Source organism: Candidatus Aquicultor sp., assembly GCF_054640775.1.
On sequence record NZ_JBTSLF010000005.1, the window covers coordinates 21,116 to 34,160 of the forward strand.

At 50.5% G+C, this 13,045-nt stretch carries 13 protein-coding genes; 3 read left to right on the forward strand and 10 right to left on the reverse strand.

The features are described from left to right. Positions 1-88: 88 nt before the first annotated feature. The gene (locus ACYC56_RS01015; RefSeq protein WP_461372314.1) at positions 89-1,762 is read right to left on the reverse strand and encodes an SWIM zinc finger family protein; all 1,674 of its coding nucleotides are present in this window, start codon (positions 1,760-1,762) and stop codon (positions 89-91) included. Between the two features lie 208 nt (positions 1,763-1,970). Continuing rightward, on the reverse strand, positions 1,971-2,366 hold the full coding sequence (locus ACYC56_RS01020; protein WP_461372315.1) for a nitrogen fixation protein NifQ: 396 nt from the start codon (positions 2,364-2,366) through the stop codon (positions 1,971-1,973). A 364-nt stretch (positions 2,367-2,730) separates the two neighbouring features. Between ACYC56_RS01020 and ACYC56_RS01025 the strand changes: the two genes are divergently transcribed. Next, positions 2,731-3,927, forward strand: a complete 1,197-nt coding sequence (locus tag ACYC56_RS01025; protein ID WP_461372316.1) for an FprA family A-type flavoprotein — start codon at positions 2,731-2,733, stop codon at positions 3,925-3,927. Between the two features lie 423 nt (positions 3,928-4,350). Beyond that, complete coding sequence (locus ACYC56_RS01030; protein WP_461372317.1) at positions 4,351-5,811, forward strand: MFS transporter; 1,461 nt, start codon at positions 4,351-4,353, stop codon at positions 5,809-5,811. Positions 5,812-5,813: 2 nt separating this feature from the next. Here the strand turns inward: ACYC56_RS01030 and ACYC56_RS01035 are convergent, their stop codons facing one another. From ACYC56_RS01035 to ACYC56_RS01055, 5 genes are all read right to left on the reverse strand, one after another. Then, entirely contained in the window at positions 5,814-6,173 is a 360-nt protein-coding gene (locus tag ACYC56_RS01035; RefSeq protein WP_461372318.1) for a hypothetical protein, read from the reverse strand. 134 nt (positions 6,174-6,307) lie between these two features. Continuing rightward, positions 6,308-6,619, reverse strand: coding sequence for a hypothetical protein (locus ACYC56_RS01040; RefSeq protein ID WP_461372319.1), 312 nt, complete (start codon positions 6,617-6,619; stop codon positions 6,308-6,310). Between the two features lie 186 nt (positions 6,620-6,805). Further along, a complete protein-coding gene (locus tag ACYC56_RS01045) occupies positions 6,806-8,560 on the reverse strand; it encodes an ATP-dependent DNA ligase (RefSeq protein ID WP_461372320.1) in 1,755 nt (584 codons plus the stop codon). Between the two features lie 129 nt (positions 8,561-8,689). Beyond that, positions 8,690-9,340, reverse strand: coding sequence for an endonuclease III domain-containing protein (locus ACYC56_RS01050; protein ID WP_461372326.1), 651 nt, complete (start codon positions 9,338-9,340; stop codon positions 8,690-8,692). A 14-nt stretch (positions 9,341-9,354) separates the two neighbouring features. Continuing rightward, positions 9,355-10,149 (reverse strand): hypothetical protein, encoded by a 795-nt coding sequence (locus ACYC56_RS01055; protein ID WP_461372321.1) that lies wholly within the window; start codon positions 10,147-10,149, stop codon positions 9,355-9,357. Between the two features lie 246 nt (positions 10,150-10,395). Here ACYC56_RS01055 and ACYC56_RS01060 point away from each other — a divergent pair, with 246 nt between their 5' ends. Further along, positions 10,396-10,611, forward strand: coding sequence for a hypothetical protein (locus ACYC56_RS01060; protein WP_461372322.1), 216 nt, complete (start codon positions 10,396-10,398; stop codon positions 10,609-10,611). Here the strand turns inward: ACYC56_RS01060 and ACYC56_RS01065 are convergent. The 3 genes from ACYC56_RS01065 to ACYC56_RS01075 all read right to left on the reverse strand — a co-directional run. Next, positions 10,604-11,662 (reverse strand): uroporphyrinogen decarboxylase/cobalamine-independent methonine synthase family protein, encoded by a 1,059-nt coding sequence (locus ACYC56_RS01065; protein WP_461372323.1) that lies wholly within the window; start codon positions 11,660-11,662, stop codon positions 10,604-10,606. The genes ACYC56_RS01060 and ACYC56_RS01065 overlap by 8 nt on opposite strands. Before the next feature lie 167 nt (positions 11,663-11,829). Further along, the gene (locus tag ACYC56_RS01070) at positions 11,830-12,231 is read right to left on the reverse strand and encodes an NIL domain-containing protein (protein ID WP_461372324.1); all 402 of its coding nucleotides are present in this window, start codon (positions 12,229-12,231) and stop codon (positions 11,830-11,832) included. Next, positions 12,232-13,045, reverse strand: an 814-nt coding sequence (locus tag ACYC56_RS01075) for a homocysteine biosynthesis protein (RefSeq protein ID WP_461372325.1), incomplete at its 5' end; no start/stop codon positions are given.

A 13,045-nucleotide genomic window follows, 5' to 3' on the forward strand; every position in this document is an offset into this window, starting at 1 on the left:
ACATCTTACTATATATTCTATAGAAAATTCATCCAATTAGCGACGTTTTGTTGATTTAATACTCTACGGGCAAGGCATGAGGACGCAGTTACGCACTGAGATGGCTCATCTCGTCGAGTAATGCTCTCCTTCTCCAAAAGCGCTTACTCAAATCGTCTGTATATGCGTTGAAATCATCGTCAAAGCCGATTTGTTTCATTCTGGTCAGAAAACCTACTGCTTGCTGATATGCGGCTCTTCCGATGTGCTGGTCGAGATAGATATCGACGAGCCACTTATAGAGTTCATACGATTCGACGGGGTGGGTTTCTTTGATGCCTTCGGCTACCATTTCGAGCACCGTTAAGTCGGCGCTAATGCGGGCGACTTTTATCGCTTCGTCGTGCATGCCTTCTCTAAGATATATCTCACTCAGGAGAGTGTCTGCGCCCCGTACGGAACTTGCGCCCGCTATGATCGTGTTGAAAACCTGGTGCCAGGTGCCGTTCTCTCTAGCAAGTGTTCGCGAGCGCTCGTAATATTCGAAGACGCCGGTCGCCAGGAACAAATCCCGATACGTTTCGATCGCTTTGGTGGTTTCGCCTTTTTCTACGTAGCTCACAGCAAGAAATCTGTTAAGGCTTTCAGCATCACGCTTGCTTGACACCTCAACATGGCGCTCGGCTAGTTCTATGGCGGCACTGGCATCTCCGTTTTGCTTAAGTTTTTCTGCAAGCCTAAGACAGACAGCGCTGATGCCGCAGTTGACGTGCGCGGTGCTGATAAACTCATCGTTGAGATCCAGCTTCTCGAGCACGTCCAGCTTAAACAACACGGCTTGCTCGTAACGTAGCACCGAAGGCCATTCGCACTCTTCACTGCAAGCGTGCTCCTCAATAAACCTGCTTAGCGCGGTCAGCACTTCGGGCAGCGTGCTCTTACCGGCCAGTGCCAGTATTGCCGAACGGTAGTTTTCATTGAAGAACTCGTAACGAATTCGCGTATAGCTCTTTAAGAATTTTTGCACGTAACGGTGCTTTTCGGCACCATTGGAGCCGGCTGCCAATAAACACTCGACCAGACTATCGAGTGCATGGCCGGCGATCTCACCGAAAAGACCGTATGAGTCTTCGATCCGGTACAGGTTTTTTGCGACACCTTCAAAGAGCGCCTCGAATAGTTTTGCCGCTTCGCGGTAATTGCCCTGGGCTTTTAGTTTTTCGGCTAGACTTTCGATGGGTTGAAGGTCCTCATAAACGTTCTTTGTGTTGTAAATGCTTAGGTGCTCGTCTCTGAAGACCTCTTCGACCTGCTTTAAGTAATCGGCAACGCTTGAGACGGTATCATTTCCCCCGAGATAGTGGACACGAAGCAGATCGAGAATACCGTCCTTTTGGTCTATAAGATCGACGACGAAACTCTCAAGCTCCGGTTTGCTCATTCTCTTGACCATATCTGCCGGTGAGAAACCGTTTTCTTTCACCCATTTCGGGCCTTCTTTGATCACTTTGAGCATCGTTGCGACGGCGTGTTTGCAAATGCCACCGAAGTTATATGGGCATGTGCATTCCGCATGTAGCCCACCGTTTCTCTCGTATATGGTCACGCGATACGGACGGCTTCCCTGAACCCGCGCCCAGTAGCGGTCGCCGTCTGTTTCGACAACACCCACTGCATTATCGTAGAAATATCGTTTACCCTTGAAGAACGATGCCGGGGTCGCAAGAGACCTCGCGGTATGTTCTGTGAATACAGGTAATGATATCGATGATATTAACGACATTCCCTATCACTTACTTTCAAAATTCGGTTCGGGCACGATGTAGGTGTATGCTGATTGAGGGTGAGGCGTCGGTGTCGATGCGGCATAACCATTCGGCACCTTTTGTGAAGTGCCCTTTTAATTAATTATAAGGCTACGGGGCGCGAGAGAAAAGAGACGTGCCTCAGCATGAAACGTGGGGTTTTCGGTTTATAGGTGAAGAGCACGATTAACCGTCTTCGGGGCCGAAGCATTGCAGGTAGTCGATGCAAACACCACAACTGGGTGATTTGCAGACAGAAATGCCCTCGAGTTCACAGAGTTGCTTATAGAAGAACTTTTTCCACTTCATGTTTTGGCTGTTTTTATCAAAGAGGGGTTTAAAATACGCCTCCAAAAGACCCGAAAGTTCCTGGCGATCTCTAAAACTCATATCTTGCCATAAGTGGTTTTCCCCCAGGCAGGCAAAGGCGACTTCCCGGGCGACCTTCTCGCTTTCGGCATAGTCCCGGCTTCGGTGCGTTAATAACAGTTGCAGTAGGTCCTCATATTCTTCTTTGCGTGACTCAAAACCGGCTAAACCGATGATGCCAAGCCGCATTCCGGCAGACCCGCTTCTACGCATCTTCATCCCTCCAGGCTTCTTCGCATCTCTTATCTTTACACTTCTTATCTGTGTATCTTTGCACTTTTTATATGATAATTCGTACTGCGATTCGCAGCATTGTACGCGAGTACAACATTTCGAGAAGTGCGTTAGAAACCTGTCTAAAAGGTGCCGCTTGAGATGTGCGATGCAAACGAGGGTTGTATTTATGGTGCTACCGTGCAAGAGAGGTATTGGCAGACATGTTATTGAATAATGAAGGGTAGCCGGCCATGCGCTATAATCCCTATGTTCAGGGAATCTTCGCTTTGGGAAGAATAAACGAGATGGCAGCGTAGATAGATGGCGGCAAATAAGTATTTTAAGGGTTGGGGAGATAACGATGAGCGTTAGGAAGATCAAAACGGATGTTTATGCAGTTGGTGCGATTGATTGGGATAGGCGCCTGTTTGATGCGCTGATTCCTCTACCTGAAGGAACGACATATAACTCATACCTGGTTAAGGGCAGCGATAAAACGATGCTGATAGACACGGTCGATCCGACGATGACGGATGTATTGCTGGGCAACCTGAAGGAATTAGGGATCGATAGCATTGACTATGTAGTCGCCAATCATGCCGAGCAGGACCACTCTGGAAGCTTGCCCGTTGTGCTCGACACCTTCCCAATGGCGCAGGTTGTCTGTTCGAATAAATGCAAGCCCATGCTTATCGACCTTCTCGCTATCTCGGAAGAACGGGTTCAGACCGTAGACGACGGTGCAACGCTTGAGCTTGGCGGCAAAAGCTTGCAGTTCATTTCTACGCCGTGGGTGCACTGGCCCGAGACGATGGTGACGTACCTTAAGGAGGACGGCATCCTGTTCTCTTGTGATTTCTTTGGGGCTCATTTAGCAGCGAGCGACCTTTTCACGGACGACAAGGCAACGCTGCACCTAACGGCAAAGCGGTATTTTGGCGAGATTATGATGCCGTTCAGAACCCCGATACAAAACAACCTGAATAAGATAAAGGACCTCGACATCAAAATCATCGCCCCGAGTCACGGGCCCCTCTATGACGAGCCGGGAACGATCATTGAATCATATCGCGATTGGGTCGACCCGGAGCCCAAGAACCTTGCCGTTGTTCCTTATGTGACCATGCATGGGAGCACGAAACTGATGGTTGACCGGCTGGTTGGGACGCTTATCGACCAGGGTGTTACGGTTAAGCAGTTCGATTTGACATCGGTAGACCTCGGGGAACTTGGGGTCGGGCTTGTTGACGCCGCCACCATCGTTCTGGGAGCGCCGACGGTGCTTATGGGCGCACATCCCCTGGCGCTCTACGTAGCGCACCTTGCCAATGCGCTACGCCCAAAGGTGAGATTTGTCTCACTCATAGGCTCGTACGGATGGGGGACGAAGGCGGTCGAGCAAGTAAGCGGAATTCTTACTAATCTTAAAGTAGAGATACTCGAACCCGTTATCGTCAAAGGAGCGCCGACACAGGAAACGTTTGCTGCGCTGGATCGACTGGCCGGTGAGATCGCCGCCAAGCACCGTGAAAACAGCTTTAAAGCGTATTCTGATTAAGGGATGTTTTCCAGGACGACGAAGGATCTCGAACAAATACGATTAATGACTGATCTGTGGATATAATCCATAGCACCCCGACTATTCCATACGTCAGAGCGATCTTGAGTGGGATTATCGTTCTGTTGTATGCCCACTGAGCCATTACAAAAACCCCTCTTCCGGCATCAGCATTATCGATTGAGCTTAATGAAAAACTCACGCAGGTAATGTACCCGTTATTTAAAAGCAATAGTCGGAAAAAAGGCCGTTGGTTTGCTTCCTGCCGAGACTGTGCCAGTCTTGATGCAAACAGGCGGAGGTGTTATTAATATGTGAACACGCAATAACTTTTGTCTATAATTAAAAGTACATAGTAAGTGCATCTAATAGGTGCTCTACTATTAGTAGCATTTCATAGATGTATCCGTTGAGGAGGATTTCTTGAAAACACCCCAGGCCATTGAGAAAGAGACGGACAAAGCCCCGAAAAGTAATTATCACTGGTATGTCCTGGCAACCGTATTTGTGGGGACGTTTATGGCGCCGCTGGACTCGAGCATCGTCAATATCGCTATTCCGTCATTGACCAAGTACTTCTCCGTCGGGATCACGACGGTGGAATGGATTGTCATGGCTTACCTGCTCACAACATCTTCGCTGCTGCTGAGCGCCGGTCGCCTTGGCGATATCGTGGGGCACAAGCGGATTTATATCATAGGGTTTCTCACATTCACGGCCGCCTCTGCTTTATGCGGTATTTCCAGCACAGTTCAGCAACTGGTGTTTTTCAGGGTCATTCAGGCTTTAGGGGCGACATGCATGTTTTCTACCAGCCCGGCGATATTGACCGCTGCGTTTCCGCCGACAGAACGCGGTAAAGCCCTCGGCTTGATCAGTATCTCGGTTGCCATGGGATTGACGGTCGGTCCGACACTTGGTGGGTTTATCGTCCACAATTTCGGGTGGAGATGGATATTTTTTGTTAATATCCCTATTGGCATCATCGTCTCGATCATGGCGGCTTTTATCCTTAAAGAAACCAAGTTGCCGACGGTAAAACGCTTCGATTTCCCCGGCGCGACTACGGCGTTTTTGGCCCTCTTCTCTGTCTTGCTTGCACTAAGTATGGGGGATAAGTGGGGATGGCAATCGTCTTCGACCATCGGCCTCCTGCTTGCAGCCGCCGTATTCGCCGCCGTATTCCTGTATTTTGAAAACAAAGTCGAGGAGCCGATGCTTGATTTATCGCTTTTTAGAAGCCGGCTCTTTGCGTCTGCAAATATCAGCGCACTAATAAGCTACGTCTCCCTATTTGTTGCTACGTTCCTGGTGCCTTTCTATTTGCGAGATGTTTTTGGCGAGTCGATTCAAACAACCGGTTTAGTATTGACTGCAATACCGCTTTTTACCGGACTGGCGGCCCCGATTTCCGGTACGCTCTCCGACAGGATAGGTTCGCGCATGCTCTCATCAGCCGGCCTGGCTATAAACGCAATTGCCCTGTTTGGGCTATCGCGGACATCGGTCGGCTCGGGACTCATACCGGTGGCGCTGCTTCTGGGTCTCTTCGGATTAGGGGCCGGGCTGTTCCAGTCCCCTAACTCGAGCGCCATTATGGGGGCGGTTCCCCGGCATCGCCTTGGTATCGCTGCAGGTATGCAGGCAACGATGAGAAATGTCGGAATGGTGCTCGGCGTGGCCATGGCGGGTGCGATTGTCGCCACCTTCGCACCGGCAGGAACCGGCGATCTGCACTTGGCGTCGGCGATTCGTATCGCGTTCGCTTCCGGGTCGGTTATTGCGGCGGTCGGCGTCATCACTTCCCTTGTGCGCGGTGGCGCGATACCCGTCGCACAAGGCACACCCGGTGGGCCTGCGGGGCCGGGTAAACCGGGGGCATAGTATCAGCGAGGCAACATTAGCAGCGACCCGGCAAGCGTTACAAGAATCACTACCTCAACAGCAAAATCCGCCCAGAACCAGGGGGATATTTTGCCTGCATAAACCGCTTCGACAGCGATGAATGTGAGTGTGCTTGCTATACCTAAAAAAGCGGCCGTGCCCAAATCGCCTTTGACGGTGGCGAACAGGAGAGTCGAGGCTATCGCGAGGATGAGAAGATCGACCGTCCAGAATATGAATCTATCGGGCTTGGACCCTGCGAAGATCATAAACGTCCGCAGGCTTATCAGCGGCCAGATAGCGGTTATGAGGTAATACACCCCCTGAAATACCAGCGCATAGAATAGTATCGTCCGTGCCACAACGCCCCCGTTCCTCATCAAATTCTGCATATAACTCAAGTAGCGACATGCGGTGTCAATACCGCTTACCGAATAATATGTTCTTGAAACGGCGAACGTAAACATTCTACAGGGAAGATTCTGTGGAGTTGTAATTAAGCTTCTGATTCCACGCCGGCCTCAAATTGCCAGCAGCCGAACCTAAGCATCGCTTTATCGTTAACTTTACCGAGGGTTAAACGATAGTCGCCCGAGACCTCAAACGGCACGAGGTGGAGCATGATTTTCATCAACTCGTCCTCTGTAGCAACCCTCACGACTCTCGCCTGGTTGACTATCTCGTAGTTGCTAAGACCGAGGTTTTGTAACATCTTTTCCACCTTGATCACGCCCCAACAATCCGAACGTTTTAATGCCGGAAACCCGATCCTCCCAAGAACTTCCTTTAGGCTAGCCAACCTTGCCATAGTCTCACCCCCTAGTAACATTTAGTAAATAAAAGAACGGCGCTGGTGTGGTAAATAGACTGTCAGGAGTATTTCTCTCTTAGCGCCTTATACCATAGTAGAGGACCACGTGGATTCTGATAACAAAAACCCGGTTAACGTGCGGGCATATGGGTGAGCGGTCATATTTTAAGGGCGAGTGGCATACTACGAGGCTATCTTTCGAATTCTGGATTCGTACATCTCTATGATCTCACGCTCGGTTGTGGCGTCTTCCGGGGATTTATCGGATCGGTATCTGCCCGTAAATCGGGGGAACCTAATGGCCAAGCCGCTGTCTTTTCGGAAGATGTTCAGACCTGCCGTGTGAAGGGGGCTTAAAGTAATCTCAGCCCCGATAACCTCGAGAACAAGCGCGGGAACAAACCATATGTCCGGCCTTTCCTTTGCCATGACCCTTGAATGACGGGCCGGTATCCTATAGGGATCGAGCATTTTTGGTAATCCTACGAGATCTTTATCCGTAAATCCAGCGCCAAGCCTTGTTATGGTCTCAAAGGTATCCGTAGTAGGGTCGTAGACCGCCATTAACAGCGAGCCGTACACACCGGCCCGGCGTCCCCGCCCGTAGTAAGCCCCGACAACGACCAGATCGACGGTATCGGTCATCTCACTGCGATACTCGCGCTTGTATTTTATCCAAAGCCACCCACGAGAGCCTGCCTGATAGTAAGTGCCGGGGCCGATCGCCTTGCACATTATCCCCTCCATCCCCTCCTCGATGGCCTTTTCAAAAAATTCCTGTAGTTCGTCGATAGTGTGAACGATCGTATACTCGACCAGCCTGGCGCGCCCGGTAGTGGCAACGACGGCTTTGAGTTCTTCCCTTCGTTCCAGAAAAGCAAACCCGGTCATATCTCTACCGTTCACGTAGAGACAATCAAAGAAGAATATCGACGCTGGAAATTCTTTGGATATCTGTTCTATGCCGTGTTTCCTGCGCCGGCGCATGAGTTCTTGAAACGGGCGCATCTCGCCTGTCTCCGGGTCGAGGGCGACTATCTCCGCCTCGAGGATCGCGGTATCCGCTTTAACCGATGTCTGTACCAGCTCGACCACATCCGGATACTGATTTGTGATGTTTTCAAGCCTTCTCGAAAACAGGATGGCGTCGGTGCCGATTTTGTGGATTTGCACACGCTCACCGTCGTATTTATACTCGGCCACGCATCCGCCACCGGTTCTTGCAAGTATCTCTTGCGGGGTTTTTAACCGCTCGGCAAGCATCGGACGGATGGGTTTGCCCGGCGTGATCTTAAACTGGCCGACCACCCCGGCGCCGCCCTGTTCAACAGCCTCGGCAACCGCCCCGAGATCGGATGTGATGTTGTAGGCGCGTTCAATGACGGGCCTCGATTGCCTTCCCCCGCCATAAACGCTCGCGAGAGCATCTAATATGGTCATATCCGCGATTCCAAGCCTGAGTTTCTTTGTTACCGTCCTGACGATATATTTAGCCTCGAGCGGTGTCGCCCGTTTCATCAAGTTTGCGAGCATGTTGATTTTTAAGCCCACACTACCGGGGCCCGAGGTCTTTGCAATAGCGTCCAACGTCGAGTAGACATCTGCCACAGTAAGGGGCTCTAAGGCCGTATGCGGGGCTTTTAGGAGTTCCTGGTAAGCAGTGTCGCCAATGTCTCCGGTGCGGCTTAGATCGGCTTCTATGGCACTGGCTGACAATCCCGTCGCAATGGATACAGCCTTGATGACATATTTCTCTGCCATGCCGAGTTCGACACCCGCAAAATCCGGGTACAGCTTCCCTTGAATCAGGTAAACGACTTTGCCGATACTGTCGGGCGGCGTATGGGCTAGAAGGTCGGAGAGATAATTCGTCATCGCGATTCGCTTGCTTGTCGATTCTATTTTGCTGAAGGCTTCAGCCAATTGTCCGTAATTCATAAGCGACTATCCTTACTCCCAATGGCTTCTTTGGGCTTTTTTTTAACTTTTTTTAACTTCTTAGGACTTCTTAGGACTTCTTAGGACTTCTTAGGAAAAAATATTAGATTCGATGAATAAGTTTTTACCCTAAATCGTAAGGTTCTTGTAGTAATCACAATAACGGGAGACGGGACAGGCGGCGTGCTTGGGATTTCTTGCGGTACAGATCTCACGTCCGAACTCGATCAGGGACATATGCGCCCGCATCCTGTCGGTGGGCGGTATCACCTGCTCGAAGGAGGCTTTTATCTCTTCGTAGTGCGCCTTTTCAGCTACCAGACCCAGGCGCTTTCCTATTCGTTCGATATGGACATCGACGGGGAAAACAGGGCGTTTGCCTACAAAACTAAGAAGGATATCCGCGGTTTTCGGCCCGACGCCGGGTAATTTCATCAGCAGCTTTCGCGCTTCTTCTGTGGGAAGGTCGAGGACGTGAGATATATCCCCGCCATAGGTATCCTGAACCTGAACGGCCACCTCTTTTATCTTGGGAGCTTTTGACCTGTAGAGACCGGCCGGCTGTATCGCTTCTATGATCTCTGAAATATCGGCGCGCGCTATCGCGAGTGGGGTTATACCGATTCTGCTCCTGAGGGCGTCAAAGGCCTTCTTGGTGCCCCTGCGCTCGGTTTTTTGGGAAAGAATCGTGGATATTAGGACCTCAAACGGGGTAAGTTGCTCGGCCCAAAAGTAGGGTTCGAAAGCATCTTCGATTATTGCTATGGCTTTCTTGTACATCACGACAAACTCTTCTATAAATTCTCGATATTTTCCTGAAGGTTTTCAAGAATGGCAAGCGACCAGCCTAAAAATCCCATGAAGAAGAAATTGTCCTCGTCGTGATCGCCGATATGCCACAATGCATGCGCAGTCTCACCCGGGCTGAAGCCCACCCAGGGGATAGATAATTCTATCAGTACTTCCTCGACATCGAGAATCAGGTCTTCAAAATCGTCATCCAGGGCGACAAGACGATCCACCAGCGCGACAAGGCCGTCGGTCTCGCTTTTAAGCTCAAACAGGTTTTCGGCGAAGTAGTTCGACATGTCCTCGGGGCAGCCTTTTGATATAAGCTTCTTCACGACAACGCCGAATTGTTGCCTGGAGTGGGCCTTTACCTCGTCCGTTAAGCCTTCACCCAGCTCGCTGGTCTTGAGCCCCTCGAGAACCTCTTCGATTTCATCGATATCCGCATCCTGTTCCGTCTCTTCATTAAGCCAGTTTTCGGTCAGCGCGCTCACCTTATCCATGAGCACATAGTAGCTGCGCCCGAATTGCTCGGAGAAATGGCGGAGGCTTTTTGTCGCTTCGCGCATTTCAAGGATTTTCTCCGCGATATCCGTAGCCTCTGCCGCCTTGATGAGGTCGTTAGCCTTTGCAGTATAATCCAGCGCCTGCATATACATTTGGGCAAGGTTATAGGCGGGTTTTACTGCTATCATCTGAGGGACTTGGCACTCCACGAGCTTGCGGTATATCGCCCTGTTTATGTTGGTCAAACCGTTCTCGCGATTTGATGAATTGATCAGGTCTTTGTTGTGGTCCATTAATATCCCTTCATACTATTATTTATATCCATAAACCGAATCGGTCAATAATTGTCTCATTATACAACTTTAGCGACTAAATAACTTTATCCAACCGATGGGTTAAATACCTGCACGGCGGGAATAAAGAAATCACGGCCGACAAGAGTTATTTCGTAAATATACCGGGCAACCTTAAGTGCATTAATAAAGGATTTATAGTAAAGGATCAATAATAGAGGGCTGACTAAAGTTAAGGTGGTTTTTATGGATGTTTTTGACTTCGCACTCCTGTTTATCATAGGTTTTATCTTCGGCTTCTTTGGGAGGCTGATTTATGCGCGTTTGACCGGGCGGTTAGGGCCGGAGGCTTTGCGGAACGAGAACAATGTAAGATATATCGATACCGCACCGAGCCGCAAGGCTGAGACCGATACGCCGGCCGAACAGGAACAGCCGTCGGAGAAACGGGCCGCTAACTGAAATAGTTTGCGCTCATAACCTCGGAGATCCTTCTCGCAAGTGTGAAGGTGCGCTCGGCAAGTGCGGGCTTCATCACGCCGGTGCCGCAGCTGGGTGTTATCAGAGCCTGGTTGATAAGGGTCTCTTTATCTATTCCTTGATCCACCAGAAGCTGCATGCCCTCTTCGAGCCGTTCAATAAGAGTCTCGGTGGTTTCGGCTGCAACCGTCTCGGGTGTCGGAAGTCCGGAAGGGACGATGCCCCAGGCAAGAACCCCTCCTCTATCAAGGAATGACTTTATTTCAGCCGGATAGAGTGCTACGGTCTCGCTGTAGTCATAGGCGTCGAAACTTATGACGTCCACATTGGTTTGCGCAAGAAGACCCCAGTCGGTGTTGGCGCAGCAGTGAATTCCGGTGAAACCGTCGATCGCATCGATGATCTCGTTGAAATGCTTTATTACCTCATCCCGGTCGAGGCTTACGAAAGCCGAGCCTATGGATGTGATATACGGGTCGTCGATAAAGATCAGCGCGGGAAGATCGGGCCTTGCCTCTTTGAACTTTTCCACCTGGAATTTTGCCTTCATGGCAAGCGTCTTGATGATACCCTCGCGCAGGACGTCATCGTAGAATCCGGGCTTTTTGTTTTGGTCTGAGACGGTAAAACCTATGGTCAATGGGCCGACTATGTGTCCTTTGAGCATCTTTATGTCTGGATACTGCCCGTCCTTAACTATCTCGAGAAACCGGTAGAGGCCCTGTGCGTGTTCGCGACTTATCGCCAACCGGTCGACCTCGCCGTTTATATAGTGCCCGTAAAGCACCTCGAGTTCACCGATGATATCCCTGGTCGTATCGAAATACACCTTGTCCGAAGCCTCGTCCACGACTATCCCGGGCATACCCTCGGTGCACTGTACATATATGTTTTCCTTAAAGCCCAAGTTGGGTAATTGCGGCCACATCGGGATATCGTGCAAGTTATCGAGCACCAACCGGCACGCGACATCGACATCGGTATGCGGCACACTTCCTATAGCCGTGGCCATGCACTTAGCTTCAAAAGACAATGTAATTACCTCACAATTTTGTATTTTTAACCGTTCTCCTGAGTGCTAATTATAGCGGATAACCCCGCAAAAACCCTTTGGAATTTCGAATTGCGAATGTCGAATAAAACCTAGAACCCACTTTCTAGACCCACAACTAATTCGTAATTCCTCTGGCTTCTGTCTTCTTAGAATTGGACTTTTATCGCTCGCACAGGGCATGCGTTGATGCAAAGTTGGCAGAAGACGCATTTCTCCTGGTCGAAGATAAGTTCCCAGTCGGAACCCATTGCAAGTGCTCCGGGGCGGCAGACACCGGTGCAGGAGCCGCAATCAACGCATTGCTCGCGATCTACGATGATGTCTTTAATCGCTTCCTGGATGCCGACATTCTGCTCTTTAAGAAAGGCGATGCCTTTCTGTATCTGGTCGGGCGCACCCTCCAGGTCCATAACCAGCGTGCCCTCGTTTTCATCGATTTGCGCGCGGAGGATGTTCGGGACAAGGTCATAGTCCTTTACCAGGTGGTATGTTAATGGTTTTTCTATACTTTCCTCCGGGAAGTGAAGGACTATTTTTTTCTTTGCCATTTAAATCTCCTCCTCTGCGACAATCTCGAGGGGTTTAAACGATTGCTCCAGCTTAAAGGCCTCGACCGGTTGCTGAACGAAGAACTTGCCCTCTTTGACCCAGGTCTTCAACGTCTCGGCGATCTTTCGCGCTTTCGTGTAGCTCGAGATCGGGGCCGTTCGTACCTGCTTGCCGTTTATCTCTATCTTGCCGCTTCTCAGCTCGGCGTAGCTTATCCGGCCGAAATTCGGCTTTGCCCGCTGCGGGACGCTGTAGTCTACGATTGTCGTGTAAATATCCTTATCGCTTATGCTGGCTTTCTCGACTATGTCCTCATCAAGAACAGGTATGGGGATACCGACACCGACAAACATAGTCGCACCGTAATTATGGAAGGTCGCGGCCCTTATGAAATCGGTACTCATTTCTTTAAGGTTGCCGATGAGTGCCAGCGTGCCGGCGGTTGAGAGCGGCACACCGTTTTCACCACGCGCCTGCTGTGGGTTAAACTGCGTACCCTGCCAGGCGACATAGCCTTGCGTGCCCGCCAGGAATACCCTTGTGCCTATTCCAATCGTCCTGTAGAACGGGTCGTTTATTAACGGGCTCAGCTGGCTCGCGCTGCAGTATGTGGCGTTGCCGAGGCGCGGGAGCAGCGTCCCCATGTAGGTATACATAATGCGCGCCGACGAATTTACGCCCACCGCGTAGTTTTGATAGGCATTCCTTGGATTGAAAAGGTAGGCCTCGTTGATGACGTCCTTATTTATATAGGTCTCTATCTCTTTTCTCGGATAGCAATCGGTGCCGTATGATTTTGCGACCAGTTTGACG

Coding starts and splice junctions, on each gene's coding strand:
- ACYC56_RS01045 (WP_461372320.1), bottom strand. CDS start 8,560: ATGAATTACGGACAATTGGCTGAAGCCTTCAGCAAAATAGAATCGACA.
- ACYC56_RS01015 (WP_461372314.1), bottom strand. CDS start 1,762: ATGTCGTTAATATCATCGATATCATTACCTGTATTCACAGAACATACC.
- ACYC56_RS01055 (WP_461372321.1), bottom strand. CDS start 10,149: ATGGACCACAACAAAGACCTGATCAATTCATCAAATCGCGAGAACGGT.
- ACYC56_RS01020 (WP_461372315.1), bottom strand. CDS start 2,366: ATGCGTAGAAGCGGGTCTGCCGGAATGCGGCTTGGCATCATCGGTTTA.
- ACYC56_RS01070 (WP_461372324.1), bottom strand. CDS start 12,231: ATGGCAAAGAAAAAAATAGTCCTTCACTTCCCGGAGGAAAGTATAGAA.
- ACYC56_RS01040 (WP_461372319.1), bottom strand. CDS start 6,619: ATGGCAAGGTTGGCTAGCCTAAAGGAAGTTCTTGGGAGGATCGGGTTT.
- ACYC56_RS01050 (WP_461372326.1), bottom strand. CDS start 9,340: ATGTACAAGAAAGCCATAGCAATAATCGAAGATGCTTTCGAACCCTAC.
- ACYC56_RS01025 (WP_461372316.1), top strand. CDS start 2,731: ATGAGCGTTAGGAAGATCAAAACGGATGTTTATGCAGTTGGTGCGATT.
- ACYC56_RS01060 (WP_461372322.1), top strand. CDS start 10,396: ATGGATGTTTTTGACTTCGCACTCCTGTTTATCATAGGTTTTATCTTC.